Here is a 21,739-nt window from a genome sequence, read left to right on the forward strand (position 1 = left end):
AGATGGAGTGCTGGGCCATGCAGGCCTACGGCGCGGCCTACACGTTGCAGGAGCTGCTGACCATCAAGTCCGACGATGTGGTCGGTCGTGTGAAGGTCTACGAGGCGATCGTCAAGGGCGAGAACATCCCCGAACCGGGCATCCCGGAATCGTTCAAGGTTCTGCTCAAGGAACTGCAGTCACTGTGCCTCAACGTCGAAGTGCTGTCCTCCGACGGCGCGGCGATCGAGATGCGCGACGGTGACGACGAGGACCTCGAGCGTGCCGCGGCGAACCTCGGCATCAACCTGTCCCGCAACGAGGCTGCGACGGTCGACGACCTCGCGCAGTAGCCGATCGGTCCCGGCGCCCGCATTGGGCGCCGGGGCATAGTTTCCCGCTCCGCGGAAGTGGTCCGCCACGGCGGACGAACTAGCGAACTTTGCTCGATACTGAACCCGAACAGGGGAAAGGAAGTTACGTGCTAGACGTCAACTTCTTCGATGAACTCCGGATCGGCCTGGCGACCGCCGAAGACATTCGCAACTGGTCCTACGGTGAGGTCAAGAAGCCGGAGACCATCAACTACCGCACGCTCAAGCCGGAGAAGGACGGCTTGTTCTGCGAGAAGATCTTCGGTCCCACCCGGGACTGGGAGTGCTACTGCGGCAAGTACAAGCGTGTCCGCTTCAAGGGCATCATCTGTGAGCGCTGTGGCGTCGAGGTGACCCGCGCCAAGGTGCGTCGTGAGCGGATGGGCCACATCGAACTGGCCGCGCCGGTCACCCACATCTGGTACTTCAAGGGTGTGCCGAGCCGTCTCGGTTACCTGCTGGACCTGGCGCCGAAGGATCTCGAGAAGATCATCTACTTCGCCGCCTACGTCATCACCGCCGTCGACGAGGATCTGCGCCACAACGAGCTGTCCACGCTCGAGGCGGAGATGGAGGTCGAGAAGAAGACGATCGCCGACCAGCGCGACGCCGACCTGGAGGCCCGCGCCCAGAAGCTCGAGGCCGACCTGGCCGAGCTCGAGGCCGAGGGTGCCAAGTCCGATGTCCGCCGCAAGGTCAAGGACGGCGGCGAGCGCGAGATGCGCCAGCTGCGCGACCGTGCCCAGCGGGAGCTGGACCGGCTCGACGAGATCTGGACCACCTTCACCAAGCTGGCTCCCAAGCAGCTGATCGTGGACGAGGTGCTCTACCGCGAGCTGCAGGACCGCTACGGCGAGTACTTCACCGGCGCGATGGGTGCCGAAGCCATCCAGAAGCTGATGGAGACCTTCGACATCGAGGCCGAGGCCGAGAACCTGCGCGAAACCATTCGCACCGGTAAGGGCCAGAAGAAGCTGCGCGCGCTCAAGCGGCTGAAGGTCGTCGCGGCCTTCCAGACCAACGGCAACTCGCCGATGGGCATGGTGCTCGACGCCGTTCCGGTGATTCCGCCGGAGCTGCGCCCGATGGTTCAGCTCGACGGTGGCCGCTTCGCCACCTCCGACCTGAACGACCTGTACCGCCGCGTGATCAACCGCAACAACCGCCTCAAGCGACTGATCGACCTCGGCGCCCCCGAGATCATCGTCAACAACGAGAAGCGGATGCTGCAGGAGTCCGTGGACGCGCTGTTCGACAACGGCCGTCGCGGTCGCCCGGTGACCGGGCCCGGTAACCGCCCGCTGAAGTCCCTGAGCGATCTGCTCAAGGGTAAGCAGGGTCGTTTCCGTCAGAACCTGCTCGGTAAGCGCGTCGACTACTCGGGCCGTTCGGTCATCGTCGTCGGTCCGCAGCTGAAGCTGCACCAGTGTGGTCTGCCCAAGCTGATGGCGCTGGAGCTGTTCAAGCCGTTCGTGATGAAGCGTCTGGTCGACCTGAACCACGCGCAGAACATCAAGTCCGCCAAGCGGATGGTCGAGCGGCAGCGCGCCCAGGTGTGGGACGTCCTCGAAGAGGTCATCGCCGAGCACCCGGTCATGCTGAACCGTGCGCCCACGCTGCACCGCCTCGGTATCCAGGCCTTCGAGCCGCTGCTGGTCGAAGGTAAGGCCATCCAGCTGCACCCGCTGGTCTGTGAGGCCTTCAACGCCGACTTCGACGGTGACCAGATGGCCGTGCACCTGCCGCTGTCCGCGGAGGCGCAGGCCGAGGCCCGCATCCTGATGCTGTCGTCGAACAACATCCTGTCCCCGGCGTCCGGCCGCCCGCTGGCCATGCCGCGTCTGGACATGGTGACCGGTCTGTACTACCTGACCCGCCTGGAAGAGGGCGCCAAGGGCGAGTACCGGCCTGCCACCGCGGATGCTCCCGAGCAGGGCGTCTACGCGTCGCCGGCCGAGGCCCAGATGGCCGTCGACCGCGGCGAGCTGACGGTTCGCTCGCTGATCAAGGTGCGTCTGACCGAGCAGCGCCCGCCGAAGGATGTCGAGGCGGAGCTGTTCCCCGAGGGCTGGCAGCGCGGCGACGCGTGGCTGTGTGAAACCACCCTGGGCCGGGTCATCTTCAACGAGCTGCTGCCCGCGGACTACGCGTTCATCAACGAGCAGATGCCGAAGAAGCGGCAGGCGACGATCATCAACGATCTCGCCGAGCGCTACCCGATGATCGTGGTCGCGCAGACCGTCGACAAGCTCAAGGACGCCGGCTTCTACTGGGCCACGCGTTCGGGTGTCACCGTCTCCATGTCGGACGTTCTCGTTCCGCCGGAGAAGGCCGAGATCATGGAGCGCTACGAGGCGCAGTCCGACCAGATCGAGAAGAAGTACCAGCGTGGTGCTCTCGACCACCAGGAGCGCAACAACGCCCTGGTCAAGATCTGGCAGGAAGCGACCGAAGAGGTCGGTAAGGCGCTGCGTGCGCACTACCCGGCCGACAACCCGATCATCACGATCGTCGATTCGGGCGCCACGGGTAACTTCACCCAGACTCGTACCCTCGCGGGCATGAAGGGTCTGGTGACCAACCCGAAGGGTGAGTTCATTCCGCGACCGATCAAGTCCTCGTTCCGTGAGGGCCTGACCGTTCTGGAGTACTTCATCAACACCCACGGTGCGCGAAAGGGTCTGGCCGACACCGCGCTTCGTACCGCCGACTCGGGTTACCTGACCCGTCGTCTGGTGGACGTGTCGCAGGACGTCATCGTGCGCGAGACCGACTGTGGCACCGAGCGCGGCATCCTCGTCGCGATCGCCGAGAAGCAGCCCGACGGTCTGCTCATCCGCGATCCGCACGTGGAGACCAGCACCTATGCCCGGACGCTGGCCGCCGACGCGGTCGACGCCGACGGCAACGTCATCGTGGAGAAGGGTCACGACCTCGGCGACCCGGCCATCGAGGCGCTGCTCGAGGCCGGCATCACCGACGTCAAGGTCCGCTCGGTGCTCACCTGCACCACCGGCACCGGCGTGTGTGCGACCTGCTACGGCCGCTCGATGGCGACCGGCAAGCTGGTCGACATCGGTGAGGCCGTCGGTATCGTCGCCGCCCAGTCCATCGGTGAGCCCGGTACCCAGCTGACCATGCGTACCTTCCACCAGGGTGGTGTCGCGGGCGACGACATCACCGGCGGTCTGCCCCGCGTGCAGGAGCTGTTCGAGGCTCGTGTGCCCAAGGGCAAGGCGCCGATCGCGGAGGTCTCGGGCCGGATCCGGCTCGAGGACGACGACCGCTTCTACAAGATCACCATCATTCCGGACGACGGTTCGGACGAGGTGGTCTACGACAAGCTGTCGAAGCGTCAGCGTCTGCGGGTGTTCAAGCACGACGACGGTTCCGAGCGTCTGCTCGCCGACGGCGACCACGTCGAGGTCGGCCAGCAGTTGCTGGAGGGCTCGGCCGATCCGCACGAGGTGCTGCGCGTGATGGGTCCGCGTCAGGTGCAGATTCACCTGGTGCACGAGGTCCAGGAGGTGTACCGGTCGCAGGGTGTGTCCATCCACGACAAGCACATCGAGGTCATCGTTCGCCAGATGCTGCGCCGCGTCACCATCATCGACTCGGGTGCGACGGAGTTCCTGCCCGGTTCACTGGTGGAGCGCTCGGAGTTCGAGGGATCCAACCGCCGCGTCGTCGCCGAGGGTGGCGAGCCCGCGTCGGGTCGCCCGGTGCTGATGGGTATCACCAAGGCGTCGCTGGCCACCGATTCGTGGCTGTCGGCGGCCTCCTTCCAGGAGACGACTCGTGTCTTGACGGACGCGGCGATCAACTGCCGCTCCGACAAGCTGATCGGCCTGAAGGAGAACGTGATCATCGGTAAGTTGATCCCGGCCGGTACCGGTATCAACCGCTACCGCAACATCCAGGTGCAGCCGACCGAAGAGGCCCGTGCCGCGGCGTACGCGGTGCCGTCCTACGACGACACCTACTACAGCCCGGAGGGCTTCGGCACCACGACCGGTGCCGCGGTCCCGCTGGACGACTACGGTTTCAGCGACTACCGGTAATCCCGCGTAGTAAGGCACTTCGCCCCGCCTCGGTCATCCGAGGCGGGGCGTTGTCGTATCGGGCCGGGTCGGCCGGTGAGCTAGGACTCGTCGGGCGAGGGCCGGTTGGGCGCGTGGTCGGGGGAATCGAGCAATCGCGTGCGAAGGTGCTCGAGAACCAGGTCGAGCGCCTGCCGGGTCGGATGGCCGGGCGTGTCGACGAGGTGTTCGGTCAGTACCGAATGCGGCGGTGTCGGCGCGTCCGGATTCGCATCCTCGGGGTCCAGCTCCACTGCCACGAAGGCCGGGCCCAATTGTCTGCGCAGCGAGGCGAATCGTTCCTCCGGGACCAGTCGATCGCCGCGGAATCGCAGGCCGAGGACGCCGAGGCCCTGCGCGCATCGTTGTTGAATGCGCGCGAGATCCGCAGTGCCGATACCGATTTCGGCACGTCGGCGGCGCGTCACCGGCACCGGCGTGGCCGGTTGCGACAGCACCGGCGCGAGCAGATGGTCGTCGGCGGCCATGGCGAGGGCGAATCCTCCGGTCAAGCACATGCCGACGGCCCCGATGCCCGGCCCGCCGCAGCGCCGGTGTTCGGCGGCGCCCAGGGCGCGCAGCCAGTTCGTGATGGGTGAGGCCCCCGGGCCGGCCAGCATGCTGAACTCTCGTCCGATGCAGAGCCGGGCCATGGCGCCGACACCGTAGGCCGCGCTGCTCAGCAGGCCGTGAGCGGCCGGATTCGGATCGCGCCCGGCCGTGCCGAACATATCCGGTAGCACTGCGGTCAGGCCGAGATCGCGTACCCGGCGGGCGAATTCGGCGACCTTCGGCGTGATGCCGGGAACCTCGGTCATCACGATCACCGCCGGGCCCGATCCCGATCGCAGAATCGGGTGGCTGATGCCCGTGTGACTGAACGATTCGCGCGTGAAGTCGATCAGGGGATCGTCGGCCATGATGTCTCCGTGGCTCGGGCCTGCGCGTCGAAGGTGCGGCGCGCGGCGATGAACAGGGTGGTGCAGACGTCGGTGAGCGCGGCGGGGGATTGCGTGCTGCCGCCCATCAGCCAGTCGACCAGGAGATGGTTGACGCCGCCGACGAGGGCGACCGCGGCCGAATGTTGTTCGAGCGACAGCGGTTCGGCGCGGGTGGCGGCCCAGGCGGCGGTGACGATCTCGGCGAATTCGCGCAGCACCTCGTGGCGGCGTTCCTCCATGGCGGGGGATACGCCGACGGCCTCGATCAGGGCCACCCTGGCAAGTCGCCGATCCTCGGTCAGATATCCGATGAACGTCCGCAATCCGGCGCGGGTCTGGGCGTCGATGTCGTCTCCCGCGGAGGTCATCGCGGCCACGGTCGCGGCGCGCACCCGCGTCACGACTTCGGAATACAGGGCGGCCAGGCAACTTTCGCGGTCGGTGAAGGATTCGTAGAAGTAGCGTTCGGTGAGCCGTGCGGCGCGGCAGATCTGTTTGACGGAACTGCCCGCATAACCGCTGGTGCCGAAAACCTCCAGTGCGGCGTCCAGGATCGCCGCGCGCCGCTGCTCCCGGCGCTCGTCCGGCATCAGTCCCTGATACTTCCGTCCTGGCATGCCCCTGTCCTCACGTCCCGGCCTATGGCACACTAGAGCATCGTTGCTGACACGCAGGCATGTCAGAATGGAGAACCATCCATGACCTCATCGATCGCCGGTCGTGTCGTCGCGGTGACCGGCGGGGCGCGGGGCATAGGCCGGGAGATCGCGCGTGTGCTCGCCGAGGCCGGCGCCCGGGTCGCCGTCGGCGACCGCGACGAACCGGCGGCCGTCGCCACCGCGGCCGAATTGTCCGCAACCGTGCGCGGATTCGCCCTCGACGTGACCGATACGGAGTCCTTCCGCACCTTCCTCGCTGCCGTGGAATCGCTGTGGGGACCGATCGACGTACTGGTCAACAATGCCGGCGTGATGTGGGTGGGCCCGTTCGACGACGAGCCCGAGGCCGCGACCGCGCGCATGCTGGAGGTCAATCTGCACGGCGTCATTCGCGGCGTGCGGCTGGTCGCACCGGGCATGCGGGCGCGCGGACAGGGCCACATCGTCACCATCGCCTCGGCCGCCGCGCGGTTGTCCCCGCCCGGCGAATCGACCTACGCCGCGACCAAACACGGGGTGCTCGGCTACCTGACCGGTGTGCGTGAGGAACTGCGCGGCAGCGGCGTGCGGATCTCGGTGATCATGCCGGGAGTGGTTGCGACCGACCTGGCCGCGGGTACCGACACCGGCGCCGCGAAACTGCTGGAGCCCGCCGATGTGGCGCGAGCGGTGCTGCGGACGATCGAACACCCTCGGTTCGAGGTCACCGTGCCGCGGTACATCGGTCCGCTCGTCCGGCTCGCCGAACTGCTTCCCCAACGCCTGCGAGACCTGACCTTGCGTCGCATGGTCCCGGATCAGGTCGCCGCGACCCGCGGTTCCACCGCCCGCGCCGCCTACGAACGTGGCCTCGCCGATCCGGCCGATCCCACCGGCGGGGACGGCTCGTGACCACGACCCGAGGTCGGCCGGCGATCATCGCGGCCGGCCCGTCGCTGCATGCCGCGCTGAACGCGACGTAGCGACCACAGACCGCGTCGGCGCAGCATTGAGCCGCCCGCGCCGACGCATCCGGCCTGCCGGTTCCGGTCGACCGGAACCGGCAGGCGCTCGGGGGGAAGCGATCGGCGTTGTCCCGGACTATCCGCCGACGTAGGCGGCGAGGTGTTCGCCGGTGAGGGTCGAGGAGTCGGCGACCAGATCGGCCGGTGTTCCCTCGAAGACGACGCGCCCGCCGTCGTGGCCGGCGCCGGGACCGAGGTCGATGATCCAGTCGGCATGTGCCATCACGGCCTGGTGGTGTTCGATGACGATCACCGATTTGCCCGAGTCCACGAGGCGGTCGAGCAGGCCGAGCAGATTCTCCACGTCGGCGAGGTGCAGGCCCGTCGTCGGCTCGTCGAGAACGTAGACCCCGCCCTTCTCGCCCATGTGGGTGGCGAGTTTGATGCGCTGGCGTTCACCGCCCGAGAGCGTGGTGAGGGGCTGGCCCAGTTTCAGATAGCCGAGTCCGACATCACCGAGGCGCTGCAGAATCTTGTGCGCCGCCGGGATTTTCGCCTCACCCGCGCCGAAGAACTCCTCGGCTTCGGCGACCGACATCTCCAGCACCTCGCTGATGTTGCGCCCGCCGAGGTGGTAGTCCAGGACGGCCGCCTGGAAGCGTTTCCCGTCGCATTCCTCGCAGGTGGTCGCGACGCCGGCCATCATCGCCAGATCGGTGTAGATCACGCCCGCGCCGTTGCAGGTGGGGCACGCGCCTTCGGAATTCGCGCTGAACAGTGCCGGCTTGACGCCGTTGGCCTTGGCGAAGGCCTTGCGGATCGGCTCGAGCAGTCCGGTGTAGGTGGCCGGATTGCTGCGCCGCGAACCGCGAATCGCGCCCTGGTCGACCACCACGACATCCTCGCGGTCGGCGACCGATCCGTGGATGAGCGAACTCTTACCGGATCCGGCCACGCCGGTGACCACGCACAGCACGCCGAGCGGGATGTCGACGTCCACATTCTTCAGGTTGTGGGTGGAGGCGCCGCGAATCTCCAACGCGCCGGACGACTTCCGCGGTGCGTCCTTGAGTTTGGCCCGGTCGTCGAGGTGGCGGCCGGTGATCGTGTCGCTGGCGCGCAGGCCCTCGAGGTCGCCCTCGAAACAGACTGTGCCGCCCTGGCTTCCGGCCCCCGGGCCCAGATCGACGATATGGTCGGCGATCGCGATCGCCTCCGGTTTGTGCTCCACCACCAGCACCGTGTTGCCCTTGTCGCGCAACTGCAGCAGCAGGTTGTTCATCCGCTCGATGTCGTGGGGGTGCAGGCCGATGGTGGGCTCGTCGAACACGTAGGTGACATCGGTCAGGGACGATCCGAGGTGGCGAATCATCTTGGTGCGCTGCGCTTCACCGCCGGAGAGCGTGCCCGCCGGCCGGTCCAGCGACAGGTAGCCGAGGCCGATCTCGGTGAACGAGTCGAGCAGGTGCTGCAAGCCCTTCAGCAGCGGCGCGACCGACGGCTCGTCGAGTTCGCGCACCCATGCGGCGAGATCGCTGATCTGCATCCGGCAGACGTCGGCGATGCTCTTGTCACCGATCTTCGAGGACCGGGCCTCGACGCTGAGCCGGGTGCCCTCACATTCCGGGCAGATCGTGAAGGTCACCGCACGCTCGACGAACGCGCGGATATGCGGCTGTAGCGAGTCGACATCCTTGGACAGCATCGACTTCTGGATCTTGGGGACCAAGCCCTCGTACGTGAGGTTGATGCCCTCGACCTTGATCTTGGTCGGCTCCTTGTAAAGCAGATCATGTAGTTCGCGCTTGTTGTACCTGCGGATCGGCTTGTCCGGGTCGAACAGTCCGCAACCGCGGTAGATGCGGCCGAACCAGCCGTCCATGCTGTAGCCGGGGATGGTGAGCGCGCCCTCGTTGAGCGACAGGCTCTCGTCGTAGAGCGCGGTCAGGTCGAAGTCGGTGACCGAGCCCATGCCCTCACAGCGCGGGCACATACCGCCGAGTCGGTGGAAGGTCGCCTTCTCGGCCTTGGTCTTACCGCCCCGCTCGACCGTGATCGCACCGCTGGCGGTCACCGAGGGCACATTGAACGAATACGCGTTCGGCGAGCCGATCTGCGGCTGGGCGAGGCGGCTGAACAGGATGCGCAACATCGCGTTGGCGTCGGTGGCGGTGCCGACCGTGGAGCGGGGGTTCGCGCCCATCCGCTCCTGGTCGACCGAGATCGCGGTGGTGAGGCCGTCCAGGAAATCGACCTCCGGCCGCGACAGCGTCGGCATGAAGCCCTGGACGAAGGCGCTGTAGGTCTCGTTGATCATCCGCTGCGATTCCGCGGCGATGGTGCCGAAGACCAGCGAACTCTTCCCCGATCCCGAGACGCCGGTGAAGACGGTCAGGCGCCGCTTGGGGATTTCGACGCTGATGTCCTTCAGGTTGTTGACCCGTGCACCGTGTACACGGATCAGGTCGTGGGTGTCGGCAACGTGCCGGCCCGGCGTCGCGGCCTTGCTCATGGTTTCTCCAATGTCGGGTGGGCGGCCCGGTCCGCCGACCGGCTCGGTTGTCGGGGGTCGGCTCAGGAGGCCTGCTGGATCCGCAGCAGATTGCCCGAGGGGTCGCGGAACGCGCAGTCGCGCAGTCCGTAGGGCTGATCGGTCGGCTCCTGCACGACCTCGGCACCGTTCGCCTGCAGGCGCTCGAACACCTCGTCGACGTTCTCGGCGGCCAGATTGAGGCTGGCGAAAGTGCCCTTGGCCATCATCTCGGAGATGGTGCGCTGCTCTTCCTCGGTCACGCCGGGGGTCGCGTTCGGCGGGTAGAGCACGATCGAGATGTCCGGCTGTCCGGCGGGGCCCACCGTGATCCAGTGCATGCCCTTGAAGCCGACGTCGTTGCGCACCTCGAAGCCGAGGGTGTCGCGGTAGAAGGCCAGCGCCGCCTCCGGATCGTCTTGCGGGAGGAAGGTGTCGTGAATGGTGATGTTCATGTCGCTCACGCTAATTCCTACTCCGTAACCTGCGCTTCTCGATTCCTGATCGGTCTGGTGACCTGTTTCGCGACACACGACGGCATGCCCAGGGTGGCGTCGGCGGCCTCCCGCCGGTAGACGCTCGGCGGTACTCCGACCAGTTCGGTGAAGCGGGTACTGAAGGTGCCCAGTGATTGGCAGCCGACCTCGAAGCACACCTCCGTGACGCTGAGATCGCCGCGCCGCAGCAGCGCCATCGCGCGTTCGATGCGCCGCGTCATGAGGTATCCGTACGGTGATTCCCCGTAGGCGAGGCGGAACTGCCGGCTCAGATGGCCCGCGGACATGTGCACATCGCGGGCGAGGGCCTCCACGTCCAGGGGTTTCGCATATTCCCGGTCGATGCGGTCGCGGACCTTGCGCAACCGCGCGAGATCGCGCAGGCGCGGGTCGGGGGCAGATGTGCTGCTCACAACGCGATGGTGCCACGTGGCACCGACATTGCCCAGCAACCCTCACCACGAGCGGGACGAGGGGATGCGGACGGCGAGGTCAGCGCTCTCGGACGGGTGGGCATGTCTTCCCCGCGAGATGGCATTTGTCCTCGAATCCGGCGGGCAGCCAATTTCCGGACAGCAGCAGCGGATGATTCGGGAAGTGCAGCTGGGCGGCGACGACGAATATCAGTACAGCCCAAGGTGTTCGGACCTGCCACTGGTGGAAGGTGTTGTTGCGGTCGACGTAGCGCGCGACCACGTGGTCGGCGGCGGTCAGGTCGATCGTCTCGAGCGAGGCCCAGCGGATCCGGAAGGAGTAGTCGGGATTGGTGAGGTGGATGCGGCGGTCGGAGATCATCACCGAACCGGGACGTTCGGCGATCCAGCGCGGCTGGGACGCGGCCTCCGCGCGCTGGCGCCGGGCCTGGTTCACCAGCGCATTCCCCAGTTGCGCGGCCGCGACGAAGGAGGCGCTGCCCGCGACGTAGATGTTGTTACGGGTCCAGCTGCCGTTGCCGGGCGAGCGCCAGAACGACCAGGTCGCCGGGCCCTCGGCTATACACACCTCGCCCGGATCGATCCGGATCCGGGTCGACTTGACGGGCATGCGCGCCAACTCCTCGCGGCGCAGCAGATCGAGCACCCCGCACGTGTACAGCAGGTGGTCGTCGAACCACGTCCATCCGGCCCGGTCGGCGAGGGCTCGGTCGATATCGGCCAACGGGTCGAACACTGCGATCTCACCACCTTCATCGACATCTGCGGCGCTGGATATCCACGGTATCGGAGGAGGCCGCGCCCGGCGAGGGCCGCCGAATCCGCCCGGTGAGGACGCCGGATTCGTCCGGTAAGCTGCTGACGCCTCGGTGGGCTCGACCAGAAGGGGGACCGTGGCCGCACTCGCGATCGGCGAGACGTTCGCCGATTACCTCATCGAGGGCGTGCTCGGCCGTGGCGGAATGGGAACGGTCTATCTCGCCCGCCATCCCCGGCTGCCCCGCCGGGTGGCACTGAAACTGCTCGACCGCGAGGTCTCCGCCGATCACGAGCGGCGCCGCCGGTTCGATCAGGAAGCCGATATCGTTGCCCGGCTGGAACATCCGGGCATCGTGCGGGTCTACGACCGCGGCGCCGACGACGGGCACCTGTGGATCTCGATGCAGTATGTGCACGGCACCGATGCGGCGCGGCTGGACCGGCGCGCCCTCACCACCGAACGGGTACTGCGCATCGTCACCGAAACCGCTGCGGCACTGGACTATGCGCACAGCAAGGCGGTCTTGCACCGCGACATCAAACCGGCGAACCTTCTCCTCGAAGCACCCGAGGCCGGCCGCGCCGAACGGACCGTCATCACCGATTTCGGCATCGCGCGATTGCAGGACGCCGACACCGAACTCACGGTCACCGGCACCCTCACCGCCACACTCGCCTATGCCTCTCCCGAGCAGCTCTCCGGCGAACCGCTGGACCATCGCTGCGACCAGTACTCCCTGGCCTGCACCATGTTCACGCTGTTGTGCGGGCGACCGCCCTATGCCGGAACCAATCCGGGCCAGGTGGTCGCCGGGCACGTCACCAAACCGATTCCCCGGCCGACCGCGCTGCGATCGGATCTGCCGCCCGCCCTCGATCCGGTGCTGGCGCGGGCGATGGCGAAGCAGCCGCACGAGCGATACGGCAGCTGTACGGAATTTGTGACCGAGGTGCGGGAAGCGCTGTCCGGCAACAGATTCGGCGCGGTCAGCGACGTGTATCGTGCTCCCGCTTCGGATCACGCGGCCGGTGCGGATTCGTGGGAGTCCGCCTCGGAGCCGCAGGAACACTCGGCGGCGCGGTTGGCGCAGGGATACCCGACATCGGCGACCGCACCGACGCAGTCCCGGGCACGGCCGGCGTTCGACGCACCGGGACCCGGGCATCGGCCGGCGCAGGGGCTGCCCCCGCATTCCGACGGCGCCGGTTCCGGGCAGTCTCCGGTAGTGCCCGCCCGGGCAGCGCGGCCGAAAGTGTGGATCCGGCGGGGTGCGGCTGCGGCGGGTGTCGTCATCGTGCTGGCCGGCGCCGGGGTGGCGGTCGACAGATGGTCGGGCGGGCATTCGACGGCCGACGGCGGCTGGGGGCCGAAGTACCAGCCCATCGCGGACAATTTTGCGCAGGTGGTATCCGCGCGCCCCGGAGAGACCGGATGGCTGGGTACGCGGTGCGCGGTGGATCCGACCACGGGCGACCGGGCGGCGATAGCCTGTGAGAATCCGGACCGCGACCTGCGGGTGGAACTCGTCGACCTCGAAAAGGCCGACGCCGCAGTGGAATTCGCTGCGGATGTGAGTAAGCACAGTGGCGATCTGCTGGCGAGGCATCCGGGCTTCACCGATCCGCTGGATGTCGTCCTGCCCACGCCGGATACGACCGGGCCGCAGGACCTCTACACGCTGTTCCCGCAGGATGTGCACCGGTCCCGATTCGTCGTCGGCCTGCGCTGGACCAAGCACGCGGCGCTGGAGGTCTACGATCGCTGGTGGCGGCAGCTGCCGTTGGGTATCGCCCCGCCGGATGCGGCACCCCCGGCGGATGCGAAAGCCGAAGCGCCGGACAGTGTTCCGTGGTGCTACGCGGCCAGGACCGCGACCGACGTCAACGACGATACGCCCGGCGGCACCGGATCCGGTCCGGACGCCGTGCTGGGCTACGAGTACGCGCAGTACGCCACCCGAAGCGGTTCGGCGGCAAGGCAATACGTCGTGCCCGAAGCGACGGCGGTGCCCGCTGCCGAAACCCTGCAGGCTCGGATCGCCCAGGTGCCGGTCGGCACCCAGCACTGCGTGCACGTGACCGGTGGCGATGTCCCGGACCGCTTTCAGGTGCAGGTTTTCGAACGCCGTCCCGACCGAGGGTTCCTCTACCACGCCTACACCGCCATCACGACCGACCGCGACGGCCGCGTGCTGATCCGGGAGATCCGGACCTGATCCGGCACCGGTCGGAAGAGGTACTACGACCATATATCGCTGGTCCTGGGGCACTTCACAGATCGCCGGACGCTGTCCTAGCGTTGTCGGATGGCTGCACCCGAGCCGTCCGGTGACGAGCATCGCCGCAGCAGGGGCCTGTTCGCGCGGGCACGTGTCGCCGATGCGCTGAGCTACGGCGGGCTGGTTGCCGTGCGGATGTGGTGGCGAGAACCCGCCGACTATCGCTGGCTGCTGAGCACGCTGCGCAACCAGGCGGCACTCGGCTTGCTGAAATTCTCGATCGGCACATCCGGATTGGGCCTGAGTTTCGTCGCCCTCATGCTCCTGCTGTCGTCCGAAGGCCCGCAGAACGCGGCCGGCCGGGCGGTGATCGGCCTGTTCGCCGTTCTGGCGTTGGTGGTGGGCGTGCGCTGGTACCTGCTGCCGTGGCCGAGAGCCTGGGCATCATTGGCGTTGATCGCGCTCGCAGACCTCGGCATCACGATCAACGGTCTGCTGGTCTCCAGCCGTGTGGCGATGATCAACAACACCGCCCTCATCCTGACCGGCGGCTATCTGGCGCTGTTCCACAGCGCCAAGGCGCTCGCCGTGCATGCGGGTTGGTCGCTGTTCTCGGTGCTGCTGGTCACGGTACGAATGGGCACCCCCTCCAGCTCGGATCGCGACATCCCGCTCGCGATCGCCACCACGCTGATCATGGTGCTTGCCGTGGTCCTCGTACTGCCTACGCTGCAGTTCTTCTATTGGGTGCTCCGCACGAATGCGTTGTCGGATCCACTGACCACCCTGTTGAACCGGCGTGGACTCGACTACCACCTACCCGGATTGTTCGCCGCCGGTTCGCCGATCTGCGCGATGATCATCGACCTGGATCGATTCAAGGACGTCAACGACACCTTCGGTCATCAGGAGGGCGACAGGGTGCTGGCCAGAATCGCGGCGCGGTTGCGCGATACCACCGATCCCGCTGCCACCATCGCGCGCACCGGTGGGGAGGAGTTCACGATCGTCGGACGTCTGGACGCCGGAGCCGCTCGGGCACTGGCCGAGCGGCTCCGGCGCGCGATCGAGAGTTCGGGCGACGGCGCCCTGGTCACCGCCAGCATCGGCGTGGCGGTCCTCGGCGAGAGCGAAGTAACCGATGACCGTCTCTCGCCCGAGTTGCTACTCCGTTTCGCGGACACCGCCATGTATCGGGCGAAAGAACGAGGTGGCAACGGCATCGTCGTCCGGGAACTACGCGAACCTCTCACTTGATCGGGAAACCGGGCCACGGGTGCCGCGTCCCGGAAATGGGCTCGTCGCAGTGACATCGATGCGGCAGCATGGGTGATCATGCGCTACTCACTGGCCGACGTCCTGCCGTCGGTGGCCGCCGCCCTGGGGATGGATGTGCACAATCCGCTGGGGCTGAGGCCGAACCGCGACGTCGTGGTGCTGCTGATCGACGGGCTGGGCGCCGAACTGCTCGCCCGGCATCGAGATATCGCACCGACCCTGTCCGCGCACGTCACCACCACGCTCGACGCCGGTTTCCCGGCCACCACCGCGGTCAGCATCACCAGCCTGGCCCTCGGCGCGCCCTGCGCGACGCACGGAATCATCGGCTACAGCTTCGCCGTACCGCACGCCGGGACGTCGCGAGTGTTCAACGCGCTGCGCTGGCGGCTCGACTCCGCGACCGGACCCGACGCCCTCGCCGAGTTACCACCGGAAGACGTGCAGCGCAGAACGAGCCGGATCCAGGACCTCGCCGCCCACGGTGTCGACGTGCACTACGTGATCCCCGGCTATCAGCGCGATTCGGGACTGACCCGGGCGGCCTTCCGCGCCGCGGGCACCGTGCATCCGGCCACCGATCTCGATCAGGTGCGGGCCGGAATCCGCGCCGTCGCACGCCATTGCGGCACCGGCCGGCGCTTCGCGTACGCCTACTTCGCCGACCTGGACGTCGCCGGCCACCTGCACGGCCCGGAGTCTCGGGAGTGGCTGCGGATACTGGCCGATATCGACAGCGCGGTGGCGGATCTGCTGACCGACCTCCCAGCCGAATGCACCCTCCTGATCACCGGCGATCACGGGATGATCCACGCCGATACCGTCGTCGACCTCGACGCCCGCCCGCATCTGCATCGCGGCGTGCGGACGATCGCCGGCGAGGCCCGGGTGCGCCACATCTACCTCGAGAATGCGTCGGCACGGTCCGATGTGCTCGCCGCCTGGACCGAGGAATTGTCCACGGCCGCAACGGTTGTCACTCGCGAACAGGCCGTGGACGAGCACTGGTTCGGCCCGACGCCACCCGACCCGGTCGTCACCGCGCGGATCGGAGACGTCATCGCGGTGGCGGAGCATCACGCCGTGCTGGTCTGCCCGGCCCGCGAACCGCTGGAATCGACGATGCTCGGCCATCACGGTGCCCGGACCGCCGACGAACAGTTCGTCCCGCTCATCGCGTCGCGATGACCCGTCTCCGTGCGCGAGTGTCCGATCACGCCCCGGACGTGCCGGGTGCCGAGTCCCGCCGCCGGGTCGATCGGTGCTCGATCGCCGCGGCGACCTCTTCGATCGCCCTTCGAATGAGCCGTCCGTAACCATCGTCCGCGAGTGCGCCGGTATGCCGTCGCGCCACCGCGATGTGCTCCGCGGCGGCCGCGAACGACCCGAGCAGCCGGTAGTTGTCGGCGAGGTTCAGATGCAGTGAGGGATAGAAGCCGGCGATGTGCAGACTCGCGTGATGGCTCTGCACGCGCGCCTCGGTGAGGGTGTCGGCCGCGTCCAGCGCTCGCACATCCCACACCAGTGCCTGGGCCGGATCGGTGTGGAGGTCGGCCAGGTAGTGGGCGAGGGTGCATCGGTGCAGCGGATCGCCCGCCGGTCCGATGTCCTGCCACAGCGCGACGAGTTGCGTTCGAGCGGAGTCGGTTTCGCCGTTGCGGCCGCGTTCCACGGCCGCGCCGATGGCCGCCATGGTGGGGTCGTGGGCAACGGTGTCGGTCATGATTCCTCGATGTGGCCAGGGGCGACGGGCATCGCCACGGTGGTGAGGTCGCCGTCGTCCGCGGATCGGATGACGACGGGCTGCTTCGGACCGGCGATGTCGATCATCACGTCGGGCCCGATGGCCGCGCCGATCGCCGGATAGAGGGTGGTGATGTCGAAGGTGAGCTCGACGTCCGGCCCGGTGACCGCGGCCGAAACCGCTTCGCTCGTACCGGAACCGACACTCGCGAGTGCCACGGCCCCGGCGCGGACGCACAGCCGGATATGCCGCGCGCGCAGCGATTCCATCGCCCGGACGAGGGTGTCCCTCGGCGTCACGATGCGCGTGCGGGCGGTCTCGATGGACCCCAGCAGCATCCGATGGTCGGGAAACGGCCCCGGCAGGATGCGGCACGTCCCGGCCGGCGACTTGCCCGCCCGGAACCGGACGGAATGCGGTCCGGCATCCAGCCGGACCTGGTGATGGCGGCGGATCCGCGGCACGGCCAGCCGCAGATCGTCACCGTCGACGGTGGCGGCCCACTCGGTCGAACTCGGCCGCTCCGGCACCAGGGTGCGGGTGGCGAGCCGGTAGCGGTCGGTGGCCGTGAGTGTCAGCGCCTCGGCCGACACCTCGACGTGGACGCCGCTCAGGACGGGATGCTCCGGTTCGTGCACGGTCGCGGCGAGTATCTGCTCGACGGCCGTCGCGAAGACCGGACCGCTGACGGTCGCGACCGCCCACCCGCGCCCGGTGCCCAGGGCCGCCTTGATCTCGGCCGCCCGTCCCCGAGCCTGCCGCACGTGCTGTTCCAGTCCGGCGACGTGCTCGTCGATGAGCTGTCCCGCGTTCTCGCCCTCGGCCGCCAGCACGGCCGCGATCGTGTCCAGCGGCATGCCGATCTCGCGCAGACCGCGAATCGCCACCGCCCGTTCCAGTTGGTCGTCGGCGTAATACCGATATCCCGACATCGGATCCACGATCGCGGGCGGCAGCAACCCGGAATCGGCGTAGAACCGCAGTGCGCTCGCCGTGAGCCCGCTGGCCCGCGCGAACGCTCCGATCGTCACCATTCCGGATTCCGTCACCGCCCCATCATGAAGCTTCAGCCGACCTGAAGGTCAAGGGCGGTGACGGCCGAGGGCGGTGCCCGGTCTCAGCGGCGCAAGGTCCGCGAATGCGCCGAGACCAGTGCGTGCGGGCAGTGCGGCCGGGCGCGGGGCGGTGGTGCGAACCCGTCGAACCGCGCCGGCGGTGCCGGTGCGCGCAGCGTCACCGTCGACGTCCACGGCCGCGCCGGCATCTCCATCCGGCACGCGACGTTCCAGCCGAACGGAATCGCATGGGCGCGTTCGCCGTGTTCCTCCAGGCGATCGGTGAATTCCGCGAGGACGTCCAGGGTGTCGGCGAGATGGGTCAGTACATCGGCCTGATCGGAGCCGAGGGTGAAACGGCTGCCGCTCGCCACGCAGAACGGGCTGCCGGCGAGTACGACGAAGGATGCGTCGCTGTCGGCGCACAGCCGCCGGACCGTGCGCACGGCGTCACCGCTGATGGGGCAGTCGCCGGGTTCGACGACGATCCGCACCAGCAGGCAATCGAAGAATCGCCGCGGTACGCCCACGGCGGCGGTGGGCAGTTCCACCGCACAGGGACCGGCATCGACGGGCGTGTATTCGAAACTGCGCCAACGACTTCCGGAAATTCTCATCGCCGCGCCCGCCTCACGGTGCGGCCGGCGCGTTCCGCTCGACGCCGCAGAGGGTGTAGCAGAACACGAACGGTTCGGTGCCGTCGTTGAACCAGGCGTGCGGTGCGCCGTGCTGCACGACGCAATCGCCCGGTCGCAGTGCCACATCCACATCGTCGCCGATCCGCAGCCGGCCCTCGCCGCTGAGCACCACCACGAAGTCGACGCTCTCGGTGGCGTGCACGCCGGGACGAGCCGGGTCGAAGGCCGCCATCATGCCCGGCAACTTCTGCTCCGCCTCGGCCGCCACCACCGCCATCTCCGCCTCGGACAACTCGGCATCGGGCTCGTAACTCAGGCCCGGCGGGACGGAGATGAAGCCGAAGCGCACTCCGCCGGGTCCGGGAAAGTAGCTGGTGTCGACGTCGGACGGCATGCGGTCGACCGGAAGTGCGGGCAGTCCGTCGACCTCCCACATCCGATGAAGTTGCGCGCCCGGCAGCAGCGCCAGCGTCAGCGGCTCGACGTTCTCGTCGGAAAGTACTCGACCCTGTCCGGAACCGTCGTCCCCGACCACGATCCTGCGCATGGAAACCTCCTGATCCTCATCCATTCCGCGCCGATCCGGACCCGTATTCCGCCGTTGTACAGCCCGTTTCCGGATATCAGCTCTCCGGCACGGTAGCGAGCGCCGGGGCATGCCCACATGTCCTGGAACGCACGGACATTGTTCAGGTGCGCAGAATCGGAAAACCGGCGATGATATCCGCGATGACCACTGCCGAATCGGAGACGACGAGTGCGATCGAGCCGCACGAGCGGGTCGATTACTGGGCTCATCTGATCAGCTCGTACCAGTGCACCCTGGGCTACCGGTTTCCGACTTCCGCGGATTTTCGCGGACGCACCTCGCTGCGGCGTACCGAGTCGTATCAACTGGTCGGCTGGGAATCCGATGCCGTCACCTACTTCCGGAGTCCGCGGCTCATCCGCGCCGACCCCGACTCCGACTATCGGTTGCTCGTGCCGATCACCGGCACCCTGACCTTCCGCCACGGTGACGACACCGGTGCGTTGCCGCCCGGCAGTGCGTGCCTGGTCTCCACCGACGAACCCTTCGAGATGTCGATGTGCGAGGGCTCGCACGGGCTCATCGTCACCATTGCGCGCGAGGACATCCGGCACCGTCTCAACCGCCGGGAGCCGCCACCGCGGCCGTTGAACCTCAGCACCGGAATCGGCGGGGTCGCGGGAGCGGTCGCCGGCACCCTGTACACCGAGCGTGCCGCGCTCACCGACCACCAATTCGACACCGTCGCAGAGCAATTGGTGGATCTGCTGTGCATGCAGATTCTCGGGGAGGCGCCGAGTGCGCCAGCCCAGCTGGCGCAGGTGGAGGCGAGCGCCCGGCGGTACATCCGCACGCATGCGGGCGATCCGGAGCTCACCGGCGCGCGCGTCGCGGCGGCCCTCGGCTGGTCGCTGCGCCAGCTGCAACTGGCCTTCAGTCAGGCCGGTACCACGCCGAGTGAGGTCATTCGGGAGCAGCGCCTGCAGATCGCCCGCGATCGCCTGCGCAATCCCGCCTATCGGCAGCGCAGCGTCGCCGATATCGGCGCGGATCTGGGATTCGGTTCGGCCAGTAGTTTCACCAAGGCGTTCCGCCGCCGCTTCGACACCACCCCCGGACAGCTGCGCGGCTGAACGTCCCGGCCGTCGGCCGGAATGCGAACGGCCCGCCTCCGTGCATGGGGTCGGGGGCGGGCCGGCGGTTGCGGAGCGCGGCTCAGTTGAAGATGCCGCCGCCTTGGGTGGCGGACCCGGCCGACCCCGTCACGAACAGGTTCATGATGTTGGTGAAGACGCTGCTCGAGTTCACTGTGCCGGCGGAGTTGGAGTCGATCAGGGCGATAAAGGCGTTCATGAACTGCTTCCTCGTGCATCATGGGTCCGCGGACCCGGTTGGGTGTCCTGCCGTGCTCAGCGCAGTGGAATGAAGCTTAACCAAAATCCGGCAAATCTGAACCATCTTCTTTTCGGATTTTTCGGACACCCCGCCGGACCGGTGGGGCGGTGTGCTGTGGACAGCTTTCCTCGTACAGAGTAAAAAAGTGGAACACGTTTCAATTCTGTGCGCGACGGGAGACGCAATGGACCACGCTGCCATGGGCGAGCTGGTGATGGCCGGATTTCAGAAGCTGGGATTCATCCAGTTCGCGGGGGTGGAAGGGGTGGAATATCTGCCCGGCCGCAACGTGGTGAGCATGGCGCCGAAGCCGGAACACCTCAATCACAACGGCGACGTGCATGCCGCCATTCTGTTCGGCCTGGCCGAAACGGCCGCGATGGGCGCCTCCATCTCCGGCATCGTGGACCTGATGGGCGAGACGTTCATCGTCGCGCGCGACGGCCGGATCGAATATCTGGCCCGGGCCAAAGGCGCGGCGGGCCCGTTCCGTGCCACCTCGGAATTGACCGCGGCGGAACTGGAACAGGCCCGCGCCGATATCGCCGCGCAGCAGCCGGTGGAACTGGCGATGCCGGTCGACATCACCGACAGCACCGGAAAGTCGGTCGCCGCGGCCACGTTCACCGCGGTGATCCGGCCGCGGCGCAAATAAGCGGGCGGCGAACGGGTTTCAGCGCTCGCTGTCCAACATGGCCATCTGCGGGGCGGCGTAGCGGTCACCGGCGACCGCCTCGGCGGGCGCCGCCGCCTCGATCGCGGCGAGCTCCGACTCGGAGAGCCGAATCTCCAGTGCGGCAACGGCTTCGGTCCAGCGATCCATCCGGCGCGCGCCGATCAGCGGAACGATGTCGGCGCCCCGGGTCAGCACCCAGGCGATCGCCAGTTGTGCCACGCTCACGCCGTGCCGGTCGCCGATCTCCGCCAGTGCCGAGACCAGCCGGAGATTGGCGGTGAGATTCTCACCCTGGAATCGCGGGCTGTGCGCGCGGAAATCGTCGGGGGCGAAGGTCTGGTTCGCGCGCAGGGAGTCGCTCAGCAATCCGCGCGAGAGCACCCCGTAGGCGGTGATCCCGATGCCGAGTTCCCGTGCCGTCGGCAGGATCTCGCGTTCGATGCCCCGGGTGATGAGCGCGTACTCGATCTGCAGATCGACGATCGGCGCCACCGCCGCCGCACGCCGCAGGGTCTGCGCGCCGACCTCGGACAATCCGATGTGGCGCACATAGCCGGCCTGCACCATCTCCGCGATCGCCCCCACGGTGTCCTCGATCGGCACCGCCGGATCCAGCCGGGCGGGACGGTAGATGTCGACGTAGTCGACTCCCAGCCGCTGCAGCGAATAGTGCAGGAAGTTGCGCATCGCCTCCGGTCGCGTGTCGACGCCGCCGAAGCTGCCGTCCGGACCGCGCAGCGCACCGAATTTCACGCTCAGCTGGTAGTCCTCGCGGGGGCGCTGAGCGAGGGCACGGTGGATCAGCATTTCGTTGTGGCCGGCGCCGTAGAAGTCGCCGGTGTCGACGAGGGTGGCGCCGGAGTCGAGGGCGGCGTGGATGGTGGCGATCGATTCGGTCTCGTCGGATGCCCCGTAGGCGCCCGACATCCCCATCGCGCCCAGACCGATGCGTCCGACCTTCGGACCCGTCTTGCCCAGTTGTGTCTGCTCGATAGTCATGATCGAATCC

The 21,739-nt window shown here is 67.7% G+C and carries 20 protein-coding genes; 8 read left to right on the plus strand and 12 right to left on the minus strand.

The features are described from left to right. The coding region (locus tag C8258_RS26615) for a hypothetical protein (protein WP_146161342.1) at window positions 1-332 on the plus strand (332 nt) is incomplete at its 5' end. A 128-nt stretch (window positions 333-460) separates the two neighbouring features. After that, window positions 461-4,414 carry a DNA-directed RNA polymerase subunit beta' gene (locus tag C8258_RS26620; RefSeq protein ID WP_063066570.1) on the plus strand — a complete coding sequence of 1,318 codons (3,954 nt, stop codon included), beginning with the start codon at window positions 461-463 and terminating at the stop codon, window positions 4,412-4,414. An 80-nt stretch (window positions 4,415-4,494) separates the two neighbouring features. On the opposite strand, the gene C8258_RS26625 is transcribed toward C8258_RS26620, so the two are convergent. Both C8258_RS26625 and C8258_RS26630 read right to left on the minus strand, forming a co-directional pair. After that, window positions 4,495-5,352 carry a dienelactone hydrolase family protein gene (locus tag C8258_RS26625; RefSeq protein ID WP_106957513.1) on the minus strand — a complete coding sequence of 286 codons (858 nt, stop codon included), beginning with the start codon at window positions 5,350-5,352 and terminating at the stop codon, window positions 4,495-4,497. After that, window positions 5,334-5,990, minus strand: a complete 657-nt coding sequence (locus tag C8258_RS26630) for a TetR/AcrR family transcriptional regulator (RefSeq protein WP_106957514.1) — start codon at window positions 5,988-5,990, stop codon at window positions 5,334-5,336. Before C8258_RS26630 ends, C8258_RS26625 begins: the two co-directional genes overlap by 19 nt. 81 nt (window positions 5,991-6,071) lie before the next feature. Between C8258_RS26630 and C8258_RS26635 the strand changes: the two genes are divergently transcribed. Beyond that, a complete protein-coding gene (locus tag C8258_RS26635; RefSeq protein ID WP_106957515.1) occupies window positions 6,072-6,923 on the plus strand; it encodes an SDR family oxidoreductase in 852 nt (283 codons plus the stop codon). 189 nt (window positions 6,924-7,112) lie between these two features. On the opposite strand, the gene C8258_RS26640 is transcribed toward C8258_RS26635, so the two are convergent. From C8258_RS26640 to C8258_RS26655, 4 genes are all read right to left on the minus strand, one after another. Then, the gene (locus C8258_RS26640; protein ID WP_106957516.1) at window positions 7,113-9,488 is read right to left on the minus strand and encodes an excinuclease ABC subunit UvrA; all 2,376 of its coding nucleotides are present in this window, start codon (window positions 9,486-9,488) and stop codon (window positions 7,113-7,115) included. Between the two features lie 62 nt (window positions 9,489-9,550). Continuing rightward, complete coding sequence (locus C8258_RS26645) at window positions 9,551-9,961, minus strand: VOC family protein (protein ID WP_036505867.1); 411 nt, start codon at window positions 9,959-9,961, stop codon at window positions 9,551-9,553. Between the two features lie 17 nt (window positions 9,962-9,978). After that, window positions 9,979-10,416: a helix-turn-helix transcriptional regulator gene (locus C8258_RS26650; protein WP_036505854.1), complete on the minus strand. Its 438-nt coding sequence runs from the start codon at window positions 10,414-10,416 to the stop codon at window positions 9,979-9,981. Window positions 10,417-10,495: 79 nt separating this feature from the next. Continuing rightward, on the minus strand, window positions 10,496-11,173 hold the full coding sequence (locus C8258_RS26655) for a hypothetical protein (RefSeq protein WP_106957517.1): 678 nt from the start codon (window positions 11,171-11,173) through the stop codon (window positions 10,496-10,498). A 157-nt stretch (window positions 11,174-11,330) separates the two neighbouring features. Here C8258_RS26655 and C8258_RS33385 point away from each other — a divergent pair, with 157 nt between their 5' ends. The 3 genes from C8258_RS33385 (at window position 11,331) to C8258_RS26670 (ending at window position 15,881) form a co-directional block, all read left to right on the plus strand. After that, a complete protein-coding gene (locus C8258_RS33385; RefSeq protein ID WP_233225360.1) occupies window positions 11,331-13,412 on the plus strand; it encodes a serine/threonine-protein kinase in 2,082 nt (693 codons plus the stop codon). 90 nt (window positions 13,413-13,502) lie between these two features. Beyond that, window positions 13,503-14,672 (plus strand): diguanylate cyclase, encoded by a 1,170-nt coding sequence (locus C8258_RS26665; protein WP_106957518.1) that lies wholly within the window; start codon window positions 13,503-13,505, stop codon window positions 14,670-14,672. A 78-nt stretch (window positions 14,673-14,750) separates the two neighbouring features. Then, window positions 14,751-15,881 (plus strand): alkaline phosphatase family protein, encoded by a 1,131-nt coding sequence (locus C8258_RS26670; RefSeq protein WP_106957552.1) that lies wholly within the window; start codon window positions 14,751-14,753, stop codon window positions 15,879-15,881. 25 nt (window positions 15,882-15,906) lie between these two features. Here the strand turns inward: C8258_RS26670 and C8258_RS26675 are convergent, their stop codons facing one another. The 4 genes from C8258_RS26675 to C8258_RS26690 form a co-directional block, all read right to left on the minus strand. Next, window positions 15,907-16,416, minus strand: a complete 510-nt coding sequence (locus tag C8258_RS26675; protein ID WP_106957519.1) for a hypothetical protein — start codon at window positions 16,414-16,416, stop codon at window positions 15,907-15,909. Then, window positions 16,413-17,486, minus strand: a complete 1,074-nt coding sequence (locus C8258_RS26680) for a MerR family transcriptional regulator (protein ID WP_106957520.1) — start codon at window positions 17,484-17,486, stop codon at window positions 16,413-16,415. Before C8258_RS26680 ends, C8258_RS26675 begins: the two co-directional genes overlap by 4 nt. Window positions 17,487-17,554: 68 nt before the next feature. Next, complete coding sequence (locus C8258_RS26685; protein ID WP_146161343.1) at window positions 17,555-18,109, minus strand: hypothetical protein; 555 nt, start codon at window positions 18,107-18,109, stop codon at window positions 17,555-17,557. A 13-nt stretch (window positions 18,110-18,122) separates the two neighbouring features. Next, window positions 18,123-18,677: a cupin domain-containing protein gene (locus C8258_RS26690; RefSeq protein ID WP_158271317.1), complete on the minus strand. Its 555-nt coding sequence runs from the start codon at window positions 18,675-18,677 to the stop codon at window positions 18,123-18,125. Between the two features lie 182 nt (window positions 18,678-18,859). On the opposite strand from C8258_RS26690, the gene C8258_RS26695 reads away from it, so the two are divergent. Continuing rightward, window positions 18,860-19,792 (plus strand): AraC family transcriptional regulator, encoded by a 933-nt coding sequence (locus C8258_RS26695; protein WP_158271318.1) that lies wholly within the window; start codon window positions 18,860-18,862, stop codon window positions 19,790-19,792. An 82-nt stretch (window positions 19,793-19,874) separates the two neighbouring features. On the opposite strand, the gene C8258_RS32685 is transcribed toward C8258_RS26695, so the two are convergent. After that, the gene (locus C8258_RS32685) at window positions 19,875-20,012 is read right to left on the minus strand and encodes a hypothetical protein (protein WP_157104447.1); all 138 of its coding nucleotides are present in this window, start codon (window positions 20,010-20,012) and stop codon (window positions 19,875-19,877) included. Between the two features lie 226 nt (window positions 20,013-20,238). Here C8258_RS32685 and C8258_RS26705 point away from each other — a divergent pair, with 226 nt between their 5' ends. Further along, complete coding sequence (locus C8258_RS26705; RefSeq protein ID WP_106957523.1) at window positions 20,239-20,709, plus strand: PaaI family thioesterase; 471 nt, start codon at window positions 20,239-20,241, stop codon at window positions 20,707-20,709. Between the two features lie 18 nt (window positions 20,710-20,727). Here the strand turns inward: C8258_RS26705 and C8258_RS26710 are convergent, their stop codons facing one another. Next, window positions 20,728-21,729 carry an aldo/keto reductase gene (locus C8258_RS26710; protein WP_106957524.1) on the minus strand — a complete coding sequence of 334 codons (1,002 nt, stop codon included), beginning with the start codon at window positions 21,727-21,729 and terminating at the stop codon, window positions 20,728-20,730. Window positions 21,730-21,739 lie beyond the last annotated feature (10 nt).

The sequence above is a fragment of the Nocardia sp. MDA0666 genome, from assembly GCF_003023875.1.
Lineage (GTDB): Bacteria > Actinomycetota > Actinomycetes > Mycobacteriales > Mycobacteriaceae > Nocardia > Nocardia aobensis.